Raw genomic sequence first — 22,567 nt, 5'->3', positions numbered from 1 at the left:
TATTCGCCGAAAAGTTGTCCGAAGCGACGTCAAAGTCATGGAAAGCACTGGAGCACTGCGCCCTTCCGTGCTCGACCCGACCATGCGGTTTCTCTCCAGAGCTGCCGATCACGGCGTTTTGTGGATGGTTGTCGCAGCCTTGCTCGCGATGATCGGTGGCCGCCCCAGGAGGGCAGCGGCACGTGGGATGCTCGCGCTGGCAGGTTCGAGCGCGCTGGCCAACGGCATACTCAAGCCCCTCTTCCCCCGCCGGCGCCCACCGGCGCGTGTCTGGCTGAGCCCGAAGCGAGGCGTCGACATTCCGACGTCGTCCTCGTTCCCCTCCGGGCATTCGTCTTCGGCCGCGGCATTCACCGCGGCAGTGGCCATGGAGTCCCCGGCGGCGGGCGCCGCACTCGCACCACTGGCCGCAGCAGTGGCGTACTCACGCGTTCACAACGGAGTGCACTGGCCGTCCGACGTCTTCGCAGGCCTCGCGGTCGGCGGCGCAATCGCTGCCGGCACGCGTCGTTGGTGGGCGGTGCGGGACGAAGAACCCGCCGAACTCGGACCCGAGTGCGTGGTTCCCGCGCTCGCGCGCGGAGAAGGCTTGTTGGTCTTCACCAATCCTGGTTCAGGCTCCGAGGACGACGGGATCGTGGAATCGATTCGAGAACTGCTACCGGAGGCCATCGTCTACGAGTTCGACGCGGACATCGACTTCGACATGCAGATCGATGCCAAGATCCCCGAACTCTCGCCGAAAGCGTTAGGAGTATGCGGCGGCGACGGAACAGTGGTCACGGTCGCGACCGCGGCGACAAAGCACGAGCTACCACTTGCCGTCTTTCCCGGCGGAACGTTGAACCATTTCGCCCGCGACGTCGGGGCGGTGAATGTCGAGGAGACCGCACAGGCAGTCGAGTCCGGTCAGGCGGCATTTGTCGACCACGCGGTGGTGCGCACGGATTCCGGAGTGACTGCACGGTTTCTCAACACAGCCAGCCTGGGCGGATACCCGGACGCTGTGCGTCTGAGGGAAAAGTGGGAACCGCGTTTCGGTAAGTGGCCGGCCGCTGGTGCTGCAATGATCCGGGTTCTCGCAGCGGCAGAGCCGATGACTGTCACCATCGACGGGAAGCGGACCACCATCTGGATGCTGTTCGTCGGAAACGGGCGATACTCCCCCGCTGATCAGGTGCCGATGTCGCGTCCGGAGATGAACCGTGGACTGCTGGACGTCCGCTACTTGCGCGCGGACAAGAAGTTCTCGCGTTCACGCCTGCTGTTTGCTGCTGCCACAGGAACATTGGGCAGCTCGCGGGTCTACGTTCGCGAACTCGTATCCTCGATGTCGGTTCGAGTGGCCGATTCACCGGTAGCCATCGCCACCGACGGTGAAGTGGTGGCAGACGCGCGCCGGTTCGATTTCGACACCGAACCGGGCGCGGTGGCCGTCTACAGAATCACGCAGTAACTCCCAGACCGACGCAGCAACTACGAGGGTGCGTCGCCGTTTGCCGGCGGCGCGTCCTCAGTTGCTGCCGGAGTTGGAAGCATCTCTTCCAATGCCGAACCAGCGATTCTTTTGAACGCACGGCGTGGACGGTTGCTGTCGAGAACGGCAACCTCGAGTGCACTCACATCGAGTGTTCGCGGTTCCGCCTCAGTAGTTCCGGCCGGCGCCGGACCGCCCTTTTGAAGCGCCCCAACCGCGAGCCGCACCGCGGATTCGAGGTCGAGGTCTCGCTGGTAGGACTCGCGCATCGCCGTCACGATCGGTTCGGTTGTACCGCCCATGACCACGAATTCCTGCTCGTCCGCGATGGAACCGTCGTACGTGATCCGGTAGAGCTGAGCCGGCGTACTACTCCCGAAACGGCCGATCTCGGCAACGCAGATCTCGACCTCGTACGGCTTGGGCTGCTCGGTGAAGATCGTTCCCAAGGTCTGCGCGTACGCATTGGCGAGGGAACGCCCCGTGACGTCCCGACGGTCGTACGAGTACCCACGCATGTCGGCGTGGACGATGCCCGCGCGGCGCAGATTCTCGAACTCGTTGTACTTGCCCACTGCCGCAAATCCGAGACGGTCGTACAGTTCACTGACCTTGTGCAGCGCCCTCGACGGGTTCTCGGCGACAAAGAGCACTCCGTCGCGGTAGGTGAGAACGACGACGCTGCGTCCGCGGGCAATTCCCTTGCGCGCCAATTCCGAACGATCGCGCATGATCTGTTCGGCTGATGCGTAGTACGGCATCGTCATAGCGCAGACTCCCCTTCCGGACTCGCTGTCGCAGTACGAGCCGCGACGATCTCCCTTGCGATCTCGGCCGCCTTGGCCGTCGACAACTCCACGGCACCGGCCGAGGTGATGGTGACCGCTGTCGGATAGATCCCGCGTGTCAGATCAGGACCACCGGTAGCCGAATCGTCATCTGCCGCGTCGTACAGCGCCTCGACTGCGAACCGAAGCGCGGTGTCCTCGTCGATTCCCGGGGAATACAGCTTCTTGAGCGCCGATTTCGCGAACAGGGAACCGGATCCGACTGCGTGATAGCCCGCGCGCTCCTCGTATCGCCCACCGACGACGTCGTAGGAGACGATGCGACCTGCCCTCGACGGATCGACCGCGTCCAGGTCGTAACCCACGAGCAATGGCACGACCGCCAAACCTTGCATCGCTGCTCCGAGATTTCCTCGAACCATCGACGAAAGTCGATTAGCCTTGCCGTCGAACGTGAGTGGGACGCCTTCGATCTTCTCGTAATGTTCGAGCTCGACCGCGAAGAGCCGGACCAGTTCGATTGCGATCCCGGCCGTACCGGCGATACCCGCAGCCGAGTAGTCGTCCGTGACGTACACCTTCTGCACGTCACGGCTGGCGATGAGGTTGCCCATCGTCGCTCGGCGATCACCCGCGAGCAGAACTCCACCCGCATAGCTGATCGCGACGATGGTGGTGCCGTGCGGAGCTACGTCTCCCCCGCCCATGACAACACCTCCTGTGTCGGCGAAGCGGTTCTGCGGAAGATGCTCCGGTGCATGCACCCGAAGGTATTCCGAGAATGACGACAGATTCGAGCCGAAGCTCAACCGTGTGTCCCCGTCGGTGATCCGGGGCGCGCGATCCACCGTCACTGGCCGCCCTTCTGGACATAGGCACGGACGAAGTCCTCGGCGTTCTCTTCCAACACGTCGTCGATCTCGTCGAGCAGGTCGTCGGTTTCTGCAGCGAGCTTCTCACGACGTTCCTGGCCGGCACTGCCGTCGCCACCAGTGGTTTCGTCGTCTTCGCCGCCACCGGCACGCTGCGTCTGTTCTTGAGCCATCGCCGTCGACCTCCTTGTGTGAAGGGAGCTCTCGCGAGCATCCTGTTCGGCCCAGCAGAGTCGGTAACTGATCCCGCTCGGACCTTCACCCTACCGAGCGGCACCGTCAGGTGTGGAGAGACGCGACGGCGAGCCGCATCAGCTGTTTCAGTGAGTGAGCTGATCAACCAGTTCCGCGGCGCTGTCAACGGAGTCGAGCAACGCTCCGACGTGCGCTTTGGTACCTCGAAGCGGCTCGAGGGTGGGGATGCGGATCAACGACTCGCCGCCGAGATCGAAGATGACCGAATCCCAGCTCGCGGCCGCGATATCGGCACCGAATCGGCGTAAGCACTCGCCACGGAAGTATGCGCGAGTGTCGGTGGGAGGGTTCGTGACCGCGTCGAGAACCTGCTGTTCGGTGACAAGCCGCTCCATGGAGCCGCGAGCAACCAGACGGTTGTAGAGGCCCTTGTCGAGTCGCACGTCGGAGTACTGCAGATCCACCAGATGCAATCGCGGAGCCGACCACGCGAGTCCCTCACGATTGCGGAAACCTTCGAGCAGGCGCAGTTTGGCCGGCCAGTCGAGGATGTTCGCGCACTCCATGGGATCGCGCTCGAGGAGATCGAGAACCATCGCCCACTTGGCGACGATATCGTCCGCTCGCGGATCACGATCCGCCTCGCGATCGAGGAACTTCGAGACACGTTCGAGGTAAATACGTTGCAGCGCAAGCCCCGTCAGTTCGCGACCGTCGGCCAGCGCAACGGTCTTGCGAAGGGTGGGGTCGTGGCTGATGTGGTGGACGGCGGTGACCGGACGTGCCAGTTGCAGATCGGTGAGGTCGACGCCCGCCTCGATCAGGTCGAGTACCAGCGCGGTTGTTCCCACCTTGAGGTAGGTCGACATCTCCGCGAGGTTCGCGTCACCGATGATGACGTGCAGCCGGCGGTACTTGTCCGCATCCGCGTGCGGTTCGTCGCGGGTGTTGATGATTCCGCGCTTGAGCGTGGTCTCGAGGCCTACTTCGACCTCGATGTAGTCGGATCGCTGCGAAAGCTGGAATCCGGCCTCGTCGCCGGACTGACCGAGACCCACACGACCGGAACCGCAGATCACCTGCCGCGACGCGAAGAACGGCGTCAAGCCGGTCACGATCGAGGCGAACGGGGTGTCACGCGAGCAGAGGTAGTTCTCGTGCGTGCCGTACGACGCACCCTTGCCGTCGACGTTGTTCTTGTACAACTGCAACCGTGGGGCACCCGGCACGCTGGAGGCGTGCCGCGCAGCTGCCTCCATCACTCGTTCGCCGGCCTTGTCCCAGATCACGGCATCGAGCGGGTCGGCGACCTCGGGGGCCGAATACTCCGGATGGGCGTGGTCGACGTACAACCGTGCCCCGTTGGTGAGAATCATGTTCGCGGCGCCGATCTCGTCCGCGTCGATGACCGGTGCGGGCCCGCTCATTCGCCCCAGATCGAAGCCTCGGGCATCTCGCAGCGGAGATTCGACCTCGTAATCCCAGCGTGTGCGCTTGGCCCGTGGCACGCCCGCTGCGGCGGCGTAGGCAAGCACCGCCTGGGTTGAAGTGAGAATCGGATTCGCCGACGGCTCACTGGGTGAAGATATTCCGTATTCGACCTCGACACCGATGATCCGCTGCATGACACAAGAGCCTATGTGATTGCGGCGCGGCACCCACAGGCGTGGCACAGTTGGAGGAATGCACCAACCTCTCACCGCAGACCTGAATCCCGCGGACGAGGTAGTCGCCGTGTACGACCGGACGGGTAATCCGATCGGCCGAGCACCACGTTCCGTCGTCTACTCGGGTGGGCTCTGGCACGCGAGTGCGGGGGTCCTGGTTCGCACCGGGGACGGCTCCCGCATCTACGTCCATCGCCGAACTGATACAAAAGCGGTGTTCGGGGGCTATCACGACTGTCTTGCCGGAGGTGTCGTTGATCCAGGTGAGACGCCGCAGGAAACCGCGATCCGTGAAGTCGGTGAAGAACTCGGAATCTTCGGAACAGCAGATCAGCCACTCCAACTGACGGAGATCGCTCGAATCTCCTGGGACGGCGAGTGGAACAACTCTCCGTTGCGCTGTCACCTGTTTGCGTTCGAACTCAGATACGACGGGCCGATGGCACATCAACCCAGCGAGATCGCCGAAGGTTGGTGGTGGACGCCGAAAGAACTCGGCGCCCACCTGCAGGACCCGTCGTGGCCGTTCGTTCCGGACTCACGCGCGCTGCTGGCCGACTATTGCTGGAGCTGAACACCGCTGGAGTTGAACACCGCTGGAGTTGAACACCGCTGCGACTGAACACTGCCGCGACCGTGATCAGCCCGGGGTGATCGCCGAGAGCCAAGCAGCAAACGCGCTGGGGTTGCGGGTCTGCGCGAGAACGCGTCCTGGGCCGGTGAAGTCGAAGACAAATCCTTCACCGGACTTCATCGACTGAATGGTGCGCCCCTGAACGGCGCGCCGCATGTTGAAGTTCATCCCGAGGTCGTAGGCGACCACGTGACCGGTATCGATCGTGACCGTCTCGCCTGGCTGCAAGTCGATGACGTCGATCGCGCCGTAGACGGCCAGCACTACTTCACCGTCGCCACTTGCCCGCAAACCGAATCCACCCTCACCGCCGAAGAGGTTGGACATGCCTCCCCATTTGGACTCGACGGTCACGCCGTAGGAGTTGGCCAACCAGGTTCCACGGTTGAGGAAGAACGGGCGATCGGACGTGATGGTCAGTGGGATCAGATCGCCGGGAAGCACGCCGGTCACGTCGACCCAACCACCTTGCGGCGGAGCGGTATACGTCGTGACGAAAAACGACTCCCCACTGAGCATCGACCGCTTGAGTCCCTGCAGGACGCCGCCCTGCGCCTTCGCTTCGAGAACTACGCCGGCGGAATGCGCGAGCATTGCCCCGCTCTCCACGCGCAGCGGTTCGCCGGGCGCGAGGTAGCAGCGAGCGACAGTGGACGACGGATTGTGTCGAAGATGTATCTGCACGGCGGGACTCTAAACCAGCGCGACCGACCGGTCCAATCGCAACGGAGGGAACGGCAGCGACGCACAGATCGGGCCGACGACTCCCGTGGAGTGGCCGGCCCGATCGGTGTTCGTTTCGCTACAGGTACTGGCCCGTGTTCGACTCTGTGTCGATCGCGCGGCTGGCACTGGCGTTCTTACCGGTGACGAGAGTGCGGATGTAGACGATCCGTTCACCCTTCTTGCCCGAAATACGTGCCCAGTCATCAGGATTGGTGGTGTTGGGCAGATCCTCGTTCTCGGCGAACTCGTCGACGATGGAATCGAAGAGGTGCTGCACACGCAAGCCAGGAGCACCGGTGTCGAGTACCGACTTGATCGCGTACTTCTTGGCGCGGTCGACGATGTTCTGGATCATCGCACCCGAGTTGAAGTCCTTGAAGAACAGAACTTCCTTGTCGCCGTTGGCGTAGGTGACCTCGAGGAAACGATTCTCTTCGCTCTCCGCGTACATGCGATCGACGACGCGAACGATCATCGCCTTCAGGCATGCGGTGCGATCGCCACCGAACTCGGCGAGGTCGTCCGCATTGATCGGCAGACCGTCCACCAGGTACTTCGAGAAGATGTCCTGAGCGGATTCCGCGTCGGGGCGCTCGATCTTGATCTTCACGTCCAGTCGGCCCGGACGCAGGATGGCCGGGTCGATCATGTCCTCACGGTTGGAGGCGCCGATGACGATGACGTTCTCGAGCCCTTCCACGCCGTCGATCTCGCTGAGCAGCTGCGGAACGACCGTTGTCTCCACGTCGGAAGAGACTCCCGAACCACGGGTACGGAAGATCGAGTCCATCTCGTCGAAGAAGACGATCACCGGTGTCCCCTCGGACGCCTTCTCACGAGCACGCTGGAAGATCATCCGGATGTGACGCTCGGTTTCGCCGACGAACTTGTTGAGAAGTTCCGGGCCCTTGATGTTCAGGAAGTAGGACTTGGCGTCCTTGCTGTCCTGACCGCGAGCTTCGGCGATCTTCTTCGCCAACGAGTTGGCGACGGCCTTGGCGATGAGCGTCTTACCGCAACCAGGCGGACCGTAGAGCAGTACGCCCTTCGGCGGCCTCAGCGAGTACTCGTGGAACAGGTCCTTGTGGAGGAACGGGAGTTCGACGGCATCACGGATCTGTTCGATCTGACGCCCGAGACCACCGATGTCGTCGTAGTGAACATCCGGAACTTCCTCGAGAACCAGATCTTCGACCTCGGCCTTCGGGATGCGCTCGAAGGCGTACCCGGCCTTGGTGTCGACGAGCAACGAGTCGCCCGGACGCAGTTTCCTGGTCGGAGAATCGGCGTCGTACGCGATGATGTCGGCTTCGGGGTCGGCGAAGACGGCTGCCAACGGCGCTGCGAGCCAGACGATGCGCTCTTCGTCGGCATGACCGACCACCAGTGCGCGCAGTCCGTCGTCGAGTACCTCACGGAGCGTGCTGATCTCGCCGACCTGCTCGTAGGTGCCGGCCTCGACGATGGTGAGTGCCTCGTTGAGGCGCACCGTCTGTCCGAGGGCGAGGGTGTCCGTGTCGATGTTCGGTGAGCACGTCAATCGCATCTTGCGACCCGACGTGAACACGTCGACGGTCTTGTCCTCGTGTACCGAGAGAAGGACTCCGTAACCGCTCGGCGGCTGACCGAGTCTGTCGACTTCTTCACGAAGTGCGATGAGCTGCTGACGGGCCTCCTTGAGGGTGTCCATCAACTTGCTGTTTCGGATGGACAGCGAGTCCACCTTCGACTCCAGCTCACGCACCTGCTCCGGCGATTGTGCAAGTTGTCGGCGCAGTACTTGTGCTTCCACTCGTAGCGCGTGGAGTTCTTCTGCTGCCGCAACCGAATCCGGGTTCTCTGTCGAGCTCATGTGCGTCTCCTCCCAGTGCGATCCATCAACGCTACCGGCATAAGGCCCCAAGTGTCGCCAGACACGGTGCGCGAGTGCGAATTCACACCGGCGTACGGACCGTGCCGACTGGTCTCGAGCCAGGTTTTGGTCATGTTAGCCTTGCCTACAAGATGGAGACAGCGCCTGTCTCTCTTTACAACGAAAGGTAACGCTGTGATCATCCGCAAGACTCTCATCAGCGCTTGTGCCGTCGCTGCCGTCCTGACCATGGGCGCATGCAGCTCGGACGACAACAAGGATTCGACGGCTGCCAGCTCGACTTCGGTCGCCGCCTCGAGCACCACGGCCAAGGCTTCGGCTTCCGCTACGACGCCTGCTGCCGCTGCCGCAACGGCTCCGACGGCCGAGGAGCTCAACGCTTCGCTCGTCGCTCTGATCGATCCGGCCAAGCCGATCGAGGAGAAGACCGCTCTGGTGGTCGACGGAACCAAGCGTCAGGCCAACATCGAGACGATGAGTGCTGCGCTGGGCGGTAACCCGGCCTACGCGATCACGTTCAACGTGGACAACGTCAAGGTCGACGGTCAGACCGCAACCGCCGACGTCGCCGTCGTCAGCCCGCACGGCGCCGCACCGGCCACCCCGTGGACCTGGGAGCTCGAAGACGGCTCCTGGAAGCTGTCCGACACCTCGGCATGCGTGCTCCTGGAAATGGGCCGCGCTTCCTGCACCGCATAACTTCCAGCTACGACAAGAGCGGCGATCCGGAATCCGGATCGCCGCTCTTGTCGTTTTCGTGTGACTACTTGGCTGCCGTGTTCGAGCCCTTGCCCGCGCGCCGCTGCGGCTTCGGGGTGACCGTTCCTTCGGCCAGACGACGAGCGCTCACGAGGAACGCGGTGTGGCCCTGCATCCGATGCTCGGGACGCACCGCCAAACCGACGACGTGCCAACCACGCACGATCGATTCCCACGACCGTGGCTCGGTCCAGCATTCCTGCTCACGCATCGCTTCGACGACTTTCGAGAGCTGAGTAACGGTCGCGACGTAGACGATCAACACGCCGCCTGGCACGAGCGCCTTCGAGACGGCGGGCAGGACGTCCCATGGAGCCAGCATGTCGAGTACGACGCGATCGACCTTGCCGCCGTGCGCTTCCGGATCGAACTCCGCCAGATCGGCGATGGTCAGTTCCCAGTTCGGCGGACGTTCACCGAAGAAGGTCTCGACGTTGCGAACCGCGTGTTCGGCATGATCGTCGCGGACCTCGTAGGAGATGACCTTGCCCTCGGGTCCGACGGCACGCAGTAGTGAACACGTCAGTGCGCCGGAGCCGGCTCCGGCTTCGAGCACGCGTGCTCCTGGAAACACGTCGCCTTCGTGGACGATCTGAGCTGCGTCCTTCGGGTAGATGACCTGTGCACCGCGCGGCATGGACAGCACGTAGTCGACCAGTAGCGGGCGCAGGGCGAGGTAGGGCGTGCCGTTGACCGACTTGACGACGCTGCCCTCGTCGGCACCGATCAGATCGTTGTGAACGATTCCGCCCTTGTGGGTGTGGTACTCGCGGTTCGCCTCGAGAACGATCGTGTAGTGGCGTCCCTTGCCGTCGGTCAGCTGGACTCGGTCGCCGACGCGAAACGGCCCCGACGGCCGCTTGCCCGGCGCAGTGAGATCAGCTTCTGGAAGCTCTTGTTCGGGAATCTCGGCGACAGCGGACTGCACAACCTCATCCACTTCGGTCGTGCCTTCTTCTGGTTGCAGCTCGTTCGCCATGCGCAGATGATCCCTGTTCGCTTGTTTCCGGTGTCCTCGCCACCGGCTCCGACGGAGTTGTCGGACCAACCGCATAGCCTGCCAGGTGTGAGCTCTGTCGAATTGCCAACCCCCACTCCAACGGGTGCAACATCACAGGAGCGCCCGCGTAGTCGGCCGGCGCTCTCTCCGTCGCGTGCGGGTGACTACAAGCAATGCCCCCTGCTCTACCGGTTCCGAGCGGTCGACAGAATTCCGGAAACACCTACCAGAGCCCAGGTCAGAGGCACCGTCGTCCACGCGGCCTTGGAAGCGCTGTTTGCACTCCCGACCGGTCACCGGGTTCCCGATCGCGCAGCCGAACTCGTCCGTCCCGCGTGGGAACGTGTCAGTGCCGAGTCTCCCGAGGCAGCTGATCTGATTCCGGAAGACGAGCTGGACGCGTTTCTCGGCGAAGTCGGCAAGCTCGTCGCGACGTACTACACGCTCGAAGATCCCACTCGATTCGATGCCGAGGCGTGCGAGGTCTACGTCGAGACCGAGTTGGAGAACGGCGTTCGACTCCGCGGCTTCGTCGACCGGATAGACGTTGCACCGACCGGTGAGGTGCGGGTGGTCGACTACAAGACCGGAAAGGCACCCCGCGAGTTCACCGAGTCCAAAGCGCTCTTCCAGATGAAGTTCTACGCGCTCGTACTACTGCGCACTCGCGGAATCGTTCCCGCGCAACTGCGCCTGATCTATCTGGCCTCCGGCTCGATTCTCACGTACGCCCCGGATCACGACGAGCTCATTCGATTCGAGCGGACCCTCTCCGCCATTTGGAAGGCGATCCTCGCGGCAGGTGCGACCGGAGACTTCAGACCCAAGCCTGGCAAACTGTGCGACTGGTGCGATCACAAGTCACTGTGCCCCTCGTTCGGCGGAACACCACCGCCGTATCCAGGTTGGCCGGACCTGCTGAGCACCGAACCTGTTGCTGCAAAGGAGAATTCATAACATGACGGACAGTTCGTACTACCGCTACCTCGGAACCACGGAGGAAGGGCACGAGCGGTTCGCGAGCACGCAGGCGACTGTCAGCATCTGGGGCCCGACACTGCAGCACGGTGCTCCCCCGTCGGCGCTGTTGGTACGAGCCCTCGAGCGGTGCGGTGCGCGCGACGAAACCCGTCTGACGCGCGTCGTCGTCGAGATTCTCGGGCCCATTCCGATTGCCGACCTCGAAGTCCGGTCGTGGATCGAACGCCCCGGTCGCCGAATCGAATTGATCGTCGCCGAGCTGTGGGCAACCACCGCCGACGGATCTGCCCGCGCGGTTGCGCGCGGTACGGCATGGCGGATGGAGACCGTCGATACCGGCGAGGTCGTCCACGTAGTCGATCCCCCGCTCGAACCCCGTGACAGCGGCACCCCGGGCGTTCTCGAGGGTCTCTGGAGCGTCGGCTACCTCAAGACCCTCGACTGGTCCTGGATTGCTCCGATCGGGTGCGCGGGAACCGGGAAGGTATGGGCGCGCCCCAAGCCCGAGCTGGTCGAGGGCGAGAAGATGTCTGCCCTCGAGCGTTTGTTCGCGGTGGCCGACATCTCCAACGGCGTCGGCGCCAAGCTCGACCCGGAGCACTGGACGTTCCTCAACACCGATCTCACGGTGCATATCTTCCGTGTGCCCGAGGGCGAGTGGGTCGGTGTTGCCGCCGAAACCACGACCGGTCCGGATGGCGTCGGCATGTGTGCGGGAGTGCTCTACGACGAGCAGGGCGCCGTCGGCCGAATCGCCCAGACTTTGCAGATTCGCGCCCGTTCCTGATTTCCGGGAACGGGCGCGAATGCGCGTAAATCTATTCAGACAGTGATCAGAAAGCGCGTACCGAGCGGATGTTCGACGCGAGGATGGCCTTGGCGCCGAGTTCCGCCAAGGCATCCATCACCTGGTTGTGTCCCTTGATCGGTACCATCGCGCGAACCGCGACCCAGTCGGGGTCAGCCAACGGCGAGAGGGTCGGCGACTCCATACCCGGAGTCATCTTGATGGCGTCGTCGAGGATGGTGCGCGGGCAGTCGTAGTCGATCATCAGATTCTGCTGCGCGAAGACAATTCCGCGTACGCGTTCGATGAGCTGATTGCGTGCCGGATCGTCTTGCGGAGCGCCGGTGCGCTCGATCAGGACACCTTCGGAATCGCAGAGCGATTCACCGAAAGCAACGAGGTTGTGTTGGCGGAGAGTACGACCCGACCCGACCACGTCGGCGATCGCATCGGCGACACCGAGCTGAATCGAAATCTCCACTGCTCCGTCGAGACGGATGACGGTGGCGTCGAGTCCACGATCGGTGAGGTCCTTGCGGACAAGGTTCGGGTACGACGTCGCAATGCGCAGGCCGGACAGATCCTCAACGGCCCAGTCCTTGCCTGCCGGTGCTGCGTAGCGGAACGACGAACGGCCGAAGCCCAGTGACAGACGCTCGGATACGGGAGCGCCCGAGTCGCCGGCGAGATCACGACCAGTGATGCCGAGATCCAGCTCACCGGAGCCGACGTAGATCGCAATGTCCTTGGGACGCAAGAAGAAGAACTCGACCTGGTTGGCAGGATCGAGGACCGTCAGATCACGGGAATCGGTGCGTCGACGGTAGCCGGCCTCGCTGAGAATTTCGGCGGCGGACTCGGACAGTGAGCCTTTGTTGGGAACTGCTACGCGCAGCATGGTGGATGTCCTTTCGGAAGGTGTGGGTGACGGGAGACGACATGAATCGGAAGCCCTGGACGAGCGAGATGGCGAACATCTCGCTGGTCAGCTCCGATCACAGATGTCGGTACACGTCCTCGAGGGTCAGTCCGCGACCGACCATCAACACCTGCGTCCAGTACAGCAGCTGGGAAATTTCCTCGGCTAGCTGCTCATCGCTCTGGTATTCCGCAGCGATCCACACTTCACCGGCTTCCTCGATGACCTTTTTGCCCTGAGCATGCACACCGGCGTCGAGGGCGGCGACAGTGCCGGACCCCTCGGGGCGAGTAGCAGCACGCTCGGTCAATTCGGCGAACAAGGATTCGAAGGTCTTCACGGGTACACATTCTTTCACGAGGACGGAAGCGGTTTGCACACGCCCACTAACAGCGGTGTTCACAGGCCTGCGTCGAGGCTGCGCGAACTCACGAACCTGCGAGTCTGCCCGGTGATCGGATCCGGGTATTCCAACGCCCGCGCCAACAATCGCAACGGAGTCGAGAAGTCGCCGGGCACCGCGGGAAGGTACTCGGGGTAGTAATTGTCACCGATGATCGGGACGCCCAGCGAGTTGAGGTGCAGCCGAAGCTGATGGGTACGGCCGGTCCGTGGGAGCAACCTGTATCGACCGAGAGTCCGGCCGGCCGAGTCGGTGATCGTCTCGATCAGTTCGATCGAAGTCTCACTGTTCGGCTCGCCATCGATCTCGGTAGCCGTCATCTCGCCGTGAACTTTGTTGATGCGGCTACGCACCGTGCGAGGGAAAGTCAGTTCCGGATCGAACCCTGCAATCGCCTCGTATTCCTTGACGATCCGCTGCTCGGCAAAAAGTTCCTGGTACGGCCGTCGTAGGTCCGGTGTCACCGTGAACACGATGACACCCGCCGTCATTCGGTCGAGGCGATGAACGGGCGCAAGGTCCGGAAGATCCAGATCACGACGCAGTCGCACGACGGCGCTTTCGACGATGTGCGCTCCCCGTGGAATGGTCGCCAGGAAGTGCGGTTTGTCGATCACGAGAATGGAGTCGTCGCGGTACAAGATCTCGATCTCGTGCGGAACCGGAATCTCGGGGGCCGGTTCGCGGTAGAAGTACACGAAGCGGGTCGGCTGATAGGGCGTTCGGCTCGTGATCTTCCGCCCGTGCTCGTCGACGACGTCTCCGGCATTCACGAGGTCCGCCCACAGGTCCCGCTCCCCCGGGTGCTCGCCGATCAGATGCTCGAGGACGGTATGCGCCGACGACTCCGCCGGCATCCGCAGCCGGTCGGGTCCGAGACCGTTTCGGATCGGCAACGGAGCCTTGGGCACTGCTCAGTCCTGCTCGAGGTCTGGTGAACAACTCTCGCAGAGCAATTCGAGGGTGCGGCCGTCGCCGTCGATCCGATTGCGGTACCGCGGTGTCGGAGTACCACAATCGACACACACGCCGAGTGTCTTGGCTTCGGATGAGAACTCGATGTTCATCCGCTTGTCGAACACGTACAGGGAGCCGTCCCAGAGGCCCCGGTCGCCGAAAGTCTCGCCGTAACGGACGATTCCGCCGTCCAACTGGTAGACCTCGTCGAAGCCACGTGAGCGCATCAGCGAAGACAACACCTCACACCGCACTCCGCCAGTACAGTACGTGACTACGGCTTTGCCCTTGAGATGGTCGTATTTTCCACTGTCGAGTTCGTCGACGAAATCGCGGGTGGTGGCGACGTCCGGAACTACCGCATCCCGGAAGCGGCCGATCTCGGCTTCGAAGGCGTTGCGGCCGTCGAAAAACACGACGTCGTCACCGCGACTGTCGACGAGTTCGTGTAGTTCCTTGGGCGCCAAGTGAACTCCGCCACCGACAACACCGTTCTCGTCGACTTTCAGCTCGTCGGGGGCTCCGAACGTCACGATCTCCGAGCGAGCCTTGACGCTGAGTCGAGGGAAGTCGTTTCCGAGTCCGTCCGACCACTTGATGTCAGCGGTACGGAACGGCTCGTAGCCACGCGTTCCGCGGACGTATCGCTTGACATCCTCGATGTCTCCGCCGACCGTCGCATTGATTCCGTGAGGCGAGACGATGATTCGGCCCGTCAGGTTGTTGGACTCGGCCAGGCTGTGCTGCCACAGCTTGATAGCTTCCGGGTCCGCCAATGGCGTGAACTGGTAGAACAGAACAATTTTCGGAATAGCCACAGCAAATCCCGCCTAACGTGCCGCGCTCGAGTGAACGTCGTGAAGATCGTGAATGGACAAGTCCACCAGAGACTCTCGAAACACGCGTCCAGGCCCCTCCGGGACATCGACCTCACACGGAACGACGAGCACCGCGCAACCCGCGGCGCTTGCCGACGCAGTACCGGTCGGCGAGTCCTCGATGGCGAGGCACTGCGCCGGCTCGAGTCCGAGCAGATGCGCTCCGCGCAGGTACGGATCCGCCGCCGGTTTTCCGTTGGGAACCTCGTCGCCGCACACCGAGTGGTCGAAGAATTCACGGCCGAGCATGCCGAGTGCCCGATCGACCAGTACTCGCTCGGTGTTGGTGACCAGTGCAGAACGCAGACCACCGTCACGCACGGTCGCCAGTGCATCGCGAGCACCCGGCCGCCAGGTCACGCCGTCCTCGAACAGATCGCCGACGCGAGTGTACATCCAGTCCTTCGCCTCGGCGACGGCATCGGGATGCTTCTCCAGGCCGAGCGCGTCGAACACCGTCGCCAGAGCGAAGGGGCTCGACGCACCGATGACGGCGATGCGTGTCGCTTCCGTCATCGGTCCGCCCAGGCGTAGGGACAACTCACGAAGCGCGATGTCCCACAGCTTCTCCGAATCGAGCAGGGTGCCGTCCATGTCCCACAGGACACCACCGAGGGTCGATTCGGATACCTCGGTCAACAACTCAGACATTGAAATACTTTGCTTCCGGGTGGTGCAGGACAAAAGCGTCCGTGGACTGCTCGGGATGCAGCTGCAGTTCTTCGGACAATTCGACGCCGATTCGCTCGGGTTCGAGCAACGCCACCAACTTGGCACGATCCTCGAGGTCCGGGCACGCGCCGTATCCGAACGAGTAACGAGCGCCCCGGTACTCGAGATCGAAGTAGCCGGCAACCTCGGTCGGGTCCTGCTCCGCGACGGTATGCCCCTCGGGAAGCACAAGCTCTTCACGAACGCGTCGATGCCAGTACTCGGCCAGAGATTCCGTGAGCTGGACGCCGATTCCGTGAACTTCGAGGTAATCACGGTACGAGTTCGACGCGAACAATTCGTTTGCGAAGTCCGCGATCGGCTGACCCATCGTCACCAACTGGAACGGAAGAACGTCCACCTGGCCGGTCGCTTCTGCTTTCTTACGCGAGCGCACGAAGTCAGCGATGCACAGGAAACGGTCGCGATGCTGACGCGGGTAGGTGAACCGGAACCGTTCAGGTGCATCCGGTTTCGGTTCGGTGAGCACGATGACGTCATCGCCCTCCGAGATCGCCGGGAAGTAGCCGTACACAACCGCGGCGTGCGCGAGAATGCCCTCGGACGTCAGCCGATCGAGCCAGTACCGGAGCCGCGGACGGCCTTCCGACTCGACCAGTTCCTCGTACGTCGGACCGTCGCCCTTGCGCTGACCGCGAAGGCCCCACTGGCCGAGGAAGAGAGCGCGCTCGTCGAGCAGCCCCGAGTACTCGGACAGAGAGATTCCCTTGACGATGCGCGAGCCCCAGAACGGCGGTGTCGGCACCGCAATGTCGGTAGCGACATCGGAACGCTCCGGCAGGACGACGGGAACCGCTGCAGCTTTACGCTTTTCGGCGATGCGCTTGGAACGCTCGTGACGAGCCTTACGCTCGGCAGCCTTCTCGCGAGCAGCGATGGCCTCCGGGCTGTCCGGCGCCGGGCCGCCGCCGCGCTTGGTCGTCATGATCTGGTCCATCAAGTTCAGACCCTCGAAAGCGTCGCGGGCATAGCTGACGTCGCCCTCGTACACCTCCTGCAGATCGTTCTCGACGTACGAACGCGTCAGCGCGGCACCACCCAGCAAAACCGGGAACTGTTCCGAGACACCGCGAGAGTTCAGTTCCTTGAGGTTGTCCTTCATGACCACTGTCGACTTCACGAGCAGTCCGGACATGCCGATGACATCGGCCTTGTGCTCGATCGCAGCATCGAGAATGGTCGCGATGGGCTGCTTGATGCCGAGGTTCACGACGTCGTAACCGTTGTTACTCAAGATGATGTCGACAAGGTTCTTGCCGATATCGTGGACGTCGCCCTTGACCGTCGCAATGACGAGGCGGCCCTTGCCGTCGTCGTCCGTCGCTTCCATGTGCGGCTCGAGGAACGCAACTGCTGCCTTCATGACCTCGGCGGACTGCAGAACGAACGGCAACTGCATCTGTCCGGAACCGAACAATTCACCGACGGTCTTCATGCCCGAAAGCAGTGTCTCGTTGATGATTTCGATCGGGGACTTGACCGTCATTGCTTCGGTGAGATCGTCGTCGAGGCCGTTGCGCTCGCCGTCGACGATGCGACGCTCGAGCCGGTCGAACAACGGAAGTCCGGCGAGTTCCTGCGCACGGGACTCGCGCGCCGACGCAGCCGAGACACCCTCGAACAGAGCCATCAGCTTCTGCAGCGGGTCGTAGCCCTCGCTACGACGGTCGTAGACCAGGTCGAGTGCGGTTTCACGCTGCTCGTCCGGAATTCGCGCCATCGGCAAAATCTTGGACGCGTGAACGATCGCCGTGTCCAGACCGGCCTCGGTGCACTCGTGCAGGAACACCGAGTTGAGGACCTGACGTGCCGCCGGGTTCAAACCGAACGAAATGTTCGAGATACCCAGGGTGAAGTGCAGTTCCGGGTACGCAGCCTTGAGCTGACGGATGGCTTCGATGGTCTCGATGCCGTCGCGTCGCACCTCTTCCTGACCGGTGGAGATGGGGAAGGTCAAGGCGTCGACGATGATGTCGGACTCGGCGAGTCCCCAGTTTCCCTTGATGTCCTCGATCAGACGCTTGGCGATGGCGACCTTGGTCTCGGCGGTGCGAGCCTGGCCCTCTTCGTCGATGGTCAGGGCGACGACTGCCGCGCCGTGCTCCTTGACCAACGTCATGATCTTGTGAAAACGCGATTCGGGGCCGGCGCCGTCCTCGTAGTTGACGGAGTTGACAGCGCAGCGGCCACCGAGGTGTTCGAGACCGGCCTGCAACACGGCAGGCTCGGTGGAGTCGAGCATGATCGGCAGCGTCGAGGACGTCGCCAGACGGCTGGCCAGTTCCGACATGTCGGCGGCACCGTCGCGGCCCACGTAGTCGACGTTGAGGTCGAGCATGTGTGCGCCGTCGCGGGTCTGGTCCTTGGCGATGTCCAGGCACTTCTGGTAGTCCGCGGAGAGCATTGCCTCGCGGAAAGCCTTGGAGCCGTTGGAGTTCGTGCGTTCACCGATCATCAGGATGCTGGCGTCCTGCTCGAACGGCACCGCCGAGTACAGCGAAGAGGTACTCGGCTCGTGGATCGGGGTGCGCTGGGCCTTCTCGACCTGACGGACCGCGTCGGCGACCGCGCTGATGTGCTCGGGTGTCGTACCGCAGCAGCCGCCTACGAGGCCGAGTCCGAACTCGGAAACGAAACCACTGAGGGCTTCGGCCAATTCGTCGGCGGTCAGCGGGTACTCGGCGCCCTTGGGGCCGAGCTGCGGCAGACCGGCATTGGGCATGACCGACACCGGCAGCGTCGAGTACTTGGACAGGTGCCGGAGATGTTCGCTCATCTCGGCCGGCCCGGTGGCACAGTTCAGGCCGATCATGTCGATACCGAGTGGCTCGAGTGCCGTCAGCGCCGCACCGATCTCACTGCCCAGGAGCATCGTTCCAGTTGTCTCTACCGTCACGTGCGTGATGATCGGCAACCGCAGTCCGAGTTGCTCCATCGCGCGCTGACTGCCGAGAATGGCCGCCTTCACCTGAAGCAGGTCCTGGCAGGTTTCGACGAGGATGGCGTCGGCGCCACCGTCGATCATGCCGAGCGCAGCTTCGGTGTACGCGTCACGAAGGACTGCGTACGGTGCGTGCCCGAGGCTGGGGAGCTTGGTTCCCGGTCCCATCGAGCCGAGTACGAATCGGGCCATGCCGTCGCGGCCTGGTCCCATCTCGTCCGCTACTTCACGGGCGAGAGCAGTGCCTTTTTCCGCGAGTTCGCGGATCCGGTGAGAGATGTCGTAGTCGGCGAGGTTGGGCAGGTTGCAACCGAAGGTGTTGGTCTCGACGGCATCGGCACCAGCGGCGAAGTACGCACGGTGGATGTCTTTGAGCACGTCGGGACGGGTGTCGTTGAGGATCTCATTGCACCCCTCGAGGCCGAGGAAGTCGTCCAGGGTGAGGTCCGCGGCCTGCAACATGGTGCCCATCGCTCCGTCGCCGATGACAACGCGCTGTTTCAGCGCATCAAGCAGGGCAGAGTTAAATGGGGCAGACATGCCGTCCAGAGTAGTGGGCGCACCGACAAGCTCTGGCCGTAGGCTGGGTGGGTGAGTCCAAGTGAGTTCCCCGTCACTCCCGACGGCCCGGTCGATTTCGACGATTCCGCGGCCTTCGAGAGCCCTGACGGCTTTGCCGTCGACAGCAGCGACCGCCTCGAGGGCGACATCCCTGTCCTACGTGATCCCATCCTCGTTGCAGCTTTCGAGGGCTGGAACGACGCCGGTGACGCAGCCAGCGGTGCGGTCGAACATCTCGAGCTGATCTGGGATGCCCAGCCGCTCGCCGAACTCGATTCCGAGGACTACTACGACTACCAGGTCAACCGTCCCACGGTCCGTCAGGTCGACGGTGTCACTCGCGAAATCGTTTGGCCGGCAACACGTTTGTCGGTCTGTTCGCCTCCCGGCAGTGAGAGCGACATCGTCCTTCTTCGCGGGATCGAACCCAACATGCGGTGGCGCAGTTTCTGCGAGGATCTGCTCGAGTTGATCGACCAACTGAACGTCAAGACCGTGGTCATCCTCGGAGCCCTGCTCGCCGATACTCCGCACACCCGCCCGGTGCCGGTCACGGGCACGGCGTACAGCAGCGAATCCGCGGCACGATTCAACCTCGAACAGACCCGATACGAAGGCCCGACAGGCATCACCGGAGTTCTTCAGGACGAGTGCGTTCGTGCTGGTGTACCCGCTATTTCGTTCTGGGCAGCGGTTCCGCACTACGTCTCGCAGCCACCCAACCCGAAGGCCACAGTGGCCCTCCTTCAACGAGTCGAGGATGTTCTCGACATCGAGGTCCCCCTCGGTGAACTCCCAGCTCAGTCGGAGGATTGGGAGGAAGCGGTCAACGAAATGACCGCGGACGACGAGGAAATCGGCGAATACGTGCGCACCCTGGAAGAGCGGGGAGACGCCGAAACCGACATCAGCGAAGCAATCTCCAAGATCGACGGCGACGCCATCGCGGCGGAATTCGAGCGCTACCTCAGACGGCGAGGCCCCGGCAGCTTCGGACTGTGAGCAAGAACACTCCAGAAGAAGGTGGAAGTACGCAGCGCCCACTGCGCCTCCGGCTTCAACTGATCGCGCTGTACGCCGGCGGGTTCCTCGGCCCGTTCGGCGGCGGCGTGGTTGCTTCGATCCTCCCCGAGATCGGTGACGATCTAGGGGTCGGACCGTCGGCGGCCGCCTCCTCCCTCACCGCGTACCTGCTCCCCTTCGCCGCACTGATGTTGGTGTCGGGGACGCTCGGGACACGGTGGGGCAAGGTCCGGACGGTGCGGATCGCATACGGCGTCTACGTCTTCGCGTCGTTGGCATGCTTCCTCGCCCCGACACTCGAGATCTTCCTGGCCGCCCGGGTACTGCAGGGATCCGCGAACGCATTCACCACGCCGCTGCTGCTTGCTTCGTTGGCGGCCGCAACTCCGCAGGCTCGATTGGGTCGAGCCCTTGGCGCCTTCGGCGCATTCCAGGCTGCAGGGCAGTCGTCGGCTCCGTTGATCGGCGGACTGGCGGCCGAATTCGACTGGCGTCTGGCCTTTCTCGTCATCGCAGTGGTCGCGGGCATCCTGGGAGCCGTCGGACTCCCGAAGTCCGAAGCACCGGCAGCGACCACTCCCGCCCGTCTCCGCGATGCATTACGCCCCGAAGTGCTCCGCATCGGTATCGCTGCATTGCTCGGCTGGGGCGCCCTCGGTGGACTGAGCTTCCTGCTCGCCTTCCGCTTCGAAGACGAGTTCGGGCTGTCCCCCACCGTCCGCGGCCTACTGCTCACCGTCTTCGGCGTGGCCGGCATCCTCTCGGCCCGGCGCATCGGAATCCTCATCGATCGCATCGGCGCACGCTCCTCCGTGATGATCGGTGCACTGGGCGGAGCAGTTCTGGTCTCCGTCGTCGGCCTTGCCGGCTTGGTGCCGGTGATCGCGATCGCATGGTTTGTCGCAGGTGTCGCGAGCCAGTTCGTCCTTGTCGGCGTCAACGCGGCGGTGCTCGGATCCGCGGGGCCCAATCGCGGAGGCGCCGTGTCGGTCGTCCAAGCGATGCGCTTCGGCGGCGCCGCTCTTGCTCCCCTGGCCCTGACACCGATCTACGACTCTTCGCCTGCCGCGAGCTTCCTGATCCCCGCAGTATTGCTCGCCGTCGTCGCTCCCCTGATCATGCCGAAGCAACGCTGATCGGTCTCGGCAGTTTCGAATTTGAAGTTGTGTAGGTAGTGAGTTTGTCGGCGAAAGCGACCACCGTTGTCGCGAGGCTGTCAGGGCGAATATTATTCGGAAAATCTTGTGTTTCCGTCGTCGACAGATATTGATACCATTGGAACATGAGCGAATCTGAGTCGGAACCGGAACGGCCGATCGACATTTTTCGGCGATCAGTTGCCGTCATCGAAGAAAATTTGCCTCCTACCTGGTCTTTGTCGACACAGCGCTCCCCCGACCTGTCCGAGGCGCCACTCCGACTCGACCTCCGCTCCCCTGACGGCGCGGTGGCCAAATTCGGCGTCTACGCCGCTCACGGTGTCCTGAGCAGCGACGTTCCCGGTATCGCCGATCGCTTCCCCACCGGTCAACCCGGCTTCGTGTGCGCAAAATATCTGTCCGAGCCGGTCCGCCGGCAGCTCGATTCCCACGCGATCTCGTACGCAGACGCCACGGGCAATGTGTCGTTGACCGCTGATCGACCCGCCGTCTGGGTGCGTGGACGCGGAGCCGACGCCGATCCGTGGCGGGGGCCCGGACGTCCTTCCGGACAACTGACGGGCGATCCGTCAGCTCGGGTCGTGCGTGCACTTGCCGATTTCGCGGCGCCACTGGCGATCACTGCCTTGGTGCGCCTGGCCGGTGCGTCGACGGGAGCAACCTATCGGGTGGTTCAGACACTGTCGGATCGTGAATTGGTGACCAGGCTCCCCCGCGGCGGGATCGGTGACGTCCGCTGGCCGAAGATGCTTCGTGAATGGGCGGCTGAAGCCGGCGCCAAAGCGCCGACGCCTCACGGCTTTCACGCGCCGGACGGGTTGGAAGCACTCTTCGATCAACTGCGTCAGCTCAGCGGTCACATCTACGCCGGTACCGCATCGGTAGCGGCGGCACCCTTTGCTCGGTACGCGCCCACTCGACGTGCCCACTTCCATGCCGACAACGTCGATCAGTTCGCCGACGCTCTCGGACTACGGCGTGTGGAATCCGGCGGTGACGTGTGGATCACCGCTCCCCTCTCACCGTCTGCCTTCGACCGATTGCTCACCCGCGACGGCATCCGCATCGTCGCCCCCAGCCAAGCGTTCGCCGATCTGCTGGTCGGCCCGGACTCCGACGAGGCGGCGGCCGAGCACCTGCTCACATGGATGATCGAGAACGAATCGCAGTGGCGACGCGCCGCATCCCCTGCTACGGATCGCCCGTAGGAAAAAGAGGGGGCGTCTCTCGCCTA

At 63.2% G+C, this 22,567-nt stretch carries 21 protein-coding genes; 8 read left to right on the top strand and 13 right to left on the bottom strand.

Translation table 11 applies throughout. From position 1 onward, the window contains the following. Window positions 1-37: 37 nt before the first annotated feature. Window positions 38-1,456, top strand: a complete 1,419-nt coding sequence (locus QM596_RS09960; RefSeq protein ID WP_021344323.1) for a phosphatase PAP2 family protein — start codon at window positions 38-40, stop codon at window positions 1,454-1,456. Between the two features lie 20 nt (window positions 1,457-1,476). Here QM596_RS09960 and prcA read toward each other — a convergent pair whose 3' ends face one another. The 4 genes from prcA to dop form a co-directional block, all read right to left on the bottom strand. Beyond that, window positions 1,477-2,244, bottom strand: coding sequence for a proteasome subunit alpha (gene prcA, locus QM596_RS09955; protein ID WP_019748514.1), 768 nt, complete (start codon window positions 2,242-2,244; stop codon window positions 1,477-1,479). Then, window positions 2,241-3,119 (bottom strand): proteasome subunit beta, encoded by an 879-nt coding sequence (gene prcB / locus QM596_RS09950; protein ID WP_019748515.1) that lies wholly within the window; start codon window positions 3,117-3,119, stop codon window positions 2,241-2,243. Before prcB ends, prcA begins: the two co-directional genes overlap by 4 nt. After that, on the bottom strand, window positions 3,116-3,310 hold the full coding sequence (locus tag QM596_RS09945; protein WP_003944925.1) for a ubiquitin-like protein Pup: 195 nt from the start codon (window positions 3,308-3,310) through the stop codon (window positions 3,116-3,118). Before QM596_RS09945 ends, prcB begins: the two co-directional genes overlap by 4 nt. A 147-nt stretch (window positions 3,311-3,457) precedes the next feature. Next, window positions 3,458-4,957, bottom strand: a complete 1,500-nt coding sequence (gene dop / locus QM596_RS09940) for a depupylase/deamidase Dop (RefSeq protein ID WP_019748516.1) — start codon at window positions 4,955-4,957, stop codon at window positions 3,458-3,460. 58 nt (window positions 4,958-5,015) lie between these two features. On the opposite strand from dop, the gene QM596_RS09935 reads away from it, so the two are divergent. Further along, window positions 5,016-5,573 (top strand): NUDIX hydrolase, encoded by a 558-nt coding sequence (locus QM596_RS09935; RefSeq protein ID WP_020969670.1) that lies wholly within the window; start codon window positions 5,016-5,018, stop codon window positions 5,571-5,573. Between the two features lie 66 nt (window positions 5,574-5,639). Here the strand turns inward: QM596_RS09935 and QM596_RS09930 are convergent, their stop codons facing one another. Together QM596_RS09930 and arc are read right to left on the bottom strand one after the other, a co-directional pair. Continuing rightward, window positions 5,640-6,317 (bottom strand): TIGR00266 family protein, encoded by a 678-nt coding sequence (locus QM596_RS09930; protein ID WP_003944961.1) that lies wholly within the window; start codon window positions 6,315-6,317, stop codon window positions 5,640-5,642. Window positions 6,318-6,435: 118 nt separating this feature from the next. After that, entirely contained in the window at window positions 6,436-8,211 is a 1,776-nt protein-coding gene (gene arc, locus QM596_RS09925) for a proteasome ATPase (protein ID WP_003944870.1), read from the bottom strand. A 195-nt stretch (window positions 8,212-8,406) separates the two neighbouring features. Here arc and QM596_RS09920 point away from each other — a divergent pair, with 195 nt between their 5' ends. Beyond that, window positions 8,407-8,931, top strand: a complete 525-nt coding sequence (locus QM596_RS09920) for a WKL family lipoprotein (protein ID WP_021344326.1) — start codon at window positions 8,407-8,409, stop codon at window positions 8,929-8,931. 64 nt (window positions 8,932-8,995) lie between these two features. Here QM596_RS09920 and QM596_RS09915 read toward each other — a convergent pair whose 3' ends face one another. Continuing rightward, the gene (locus tag QM596_RS09915) at window positions 8,996-9,919 is read right to left on the bottom strand and encodes a tRNA (adenine-N1)-methyltransferase (RefSeq protein WP_007729892.1); all 924 of its coding nucleotides are present in this window, start codon (window positions 9,917-9,919) and stop codon (window positions 8,996-8,998) included. Between the two features lie 138 nt (window positions 9,920-10,057). Between QM596_RS09915 and QM596_RS09910 the strand changes: the two genes are divergently transcribed. Both QM596_RS09910 and QM596_RS09905 read left to right on the top strand, forming a co-directional pair. After that, on the top strand, window positions 10,058-10,948 hold the full coding sequence (locus tag QM596_RS09910) for a RecB family exonuclease (RefSeq protein ID WP_370627683.1): 891 nt from the start codon (window positions 10,058-10,060) through the stop codon (window positions 10,946-10,948). A gap of 1 nt (window position 10,949) precedes the next feature. After that, window positions 10,950-11,759, top strand: a complete 810-nt coding sequence (locus QM596_RS09905; RefSeq protein WP_097387355.1) for a thioesterase family protein — start codon at window positions 10,950-10,952, stop codon at window positions 11,757-11,759. A gap of 46 nt (window positions 11,760-11,805) precedes the next feature. Here QM596_RS09905 and hisG read toward each other — a convergent pair whose 3' ends face one another. From hisG to metH, 6 genes are all read right to left on the bottom strand, one after another. After that, window positions 11,806-12,657: an ATP phosphoribosyltransferase gene (gene hisG / locus QM596_RS09900; protein ID WP_003944905.1), complete on the bottom strand. Its 852-nt coding sequence runs from the start codon at window positions 12,655-12,657 to the stop codon at window positions 11,806-11,808. 97 nt (window positions 12,658-12,754) lie between these two features. After that, window positions 12,755-13,018 carry a phosphoribosyl-ATP diphosphatase gene (locus QM596_RS09895; protein ID WP_003944933.1) on the bottom strand — a complete coding sequence of 88 codons (264 nt, stop codon included), beginning with the start codon at window positions 13,016-13,018 and terminating at the stop codon, window positions 12,755-12,757. A 59-nt stretch (window positions 13,019-13,077) separates the two neighbouring features. Beyond that, entirely contained in the window at window positions 13,078-13,992 is a 915-nt protein-coding gene (locus QM596_RS09890; RefSeq protein WP_283308850.1) for a pseudouridine synthase, read from the bottom strand. Between the two features lie 3 nt (window positions 13,993-13,995). After that, window positions 13,996-14,856 (bottom strand): oxygen-dependent tRNA uridine(34) hydroxylase TrhO, encoded by an 861-nt coding sequence (trhO, locus tag QM596_RS09885; RefSeq protein ID WP_003944828.1) that lies wholly within the window; start codon window positions 14,854-14,856, stop codon window positions 13,996-13,998. Window positions 14,857-14,868: 12 nt separating this feature from the next. Next, a complete protein-coding gene (locus QM596_RS09880) occupies window positions 14,869-15,567 on the bottom strand; it encodes an HAD family hydrolase (protein ID WP_020907815.1) in 699 nt (232 codons plus the stop codon). Next, on the bottom strand, window positions 15,560-19,129 hold the full coding sequence (gene metH, locus QM596_RS09875) for a methionine synthase (protein ID WP_283308848.1): 3,570 nt from the start codon (window positions 19,127-19,129) through the stop codon (window positions 15,560-15,562). Before metH ends, QM596_RS09880 begins: the two co-directional genes overlap by 8 nt. Before the next feature lie 168 nt (window positions 19,130-19,297). Here metH and QM596_RS09870 point away from each other — a divergent pair, with 168 nt between their 5' ends. From QM596_RS09870 to QM596_RS09860, 3 genes are all read left to right on the top strand, one after another. Continuing rightward, window positions 19,298-20,152 (top strand): PAC2 family protein, encoded by an 855-nt coding sequence (locus QM596_RS09870; protein ID WP_223257810.1) that lies wholly within the window; start codon window positions 19,298-19,300, stop codon window positions 20,150-20,152. Beyond that, complete coding sequence (locus QM596_RS09865) at window positions 20,149-21,309, top strand: MFS transporter (protein ID WP_070386257.1); 1,161 nt, start codon at window positions 20,149-20,151, stop codon at window positions 21,307-21,309. The genes QM596_RS09870 and QM596_RS09865 overlap by 4 nt, the downstream gene beginning before the upstream one ends. A gap of 146 nt (window positions 21,310-21,455) precedes the next feature. Continuing rightward, complete coding sequence (locus QM596_RS09860) at window positions 21,456-22,541, top strand: helix-turn-helix domain-containing protein (protein ID WP_019748530.1); 1,086 nt, start codon at window positions 21,456-21,458, stop codon at window positions 22,539-22,541. Window positions 22,542-22,567 lie beyond the last annotated feature (26 nt).

The sequence above is a fragment of the Rhodococcus sp. IEGM 1406 genome, from assembly GCF_030056745.1.
GTDB lineage: Bacteria > Actinomycetota > Actinomycetes > Mycobacteriales > Mycobacteriaceae > Rhodococcus_F > Rhodococcus_F erythropolis.
The sequence above is the reverse complement of the archived record's forward strand: the minus strand, read 5'-3'. Positions and strand labels throughout refer to the sequence as shown.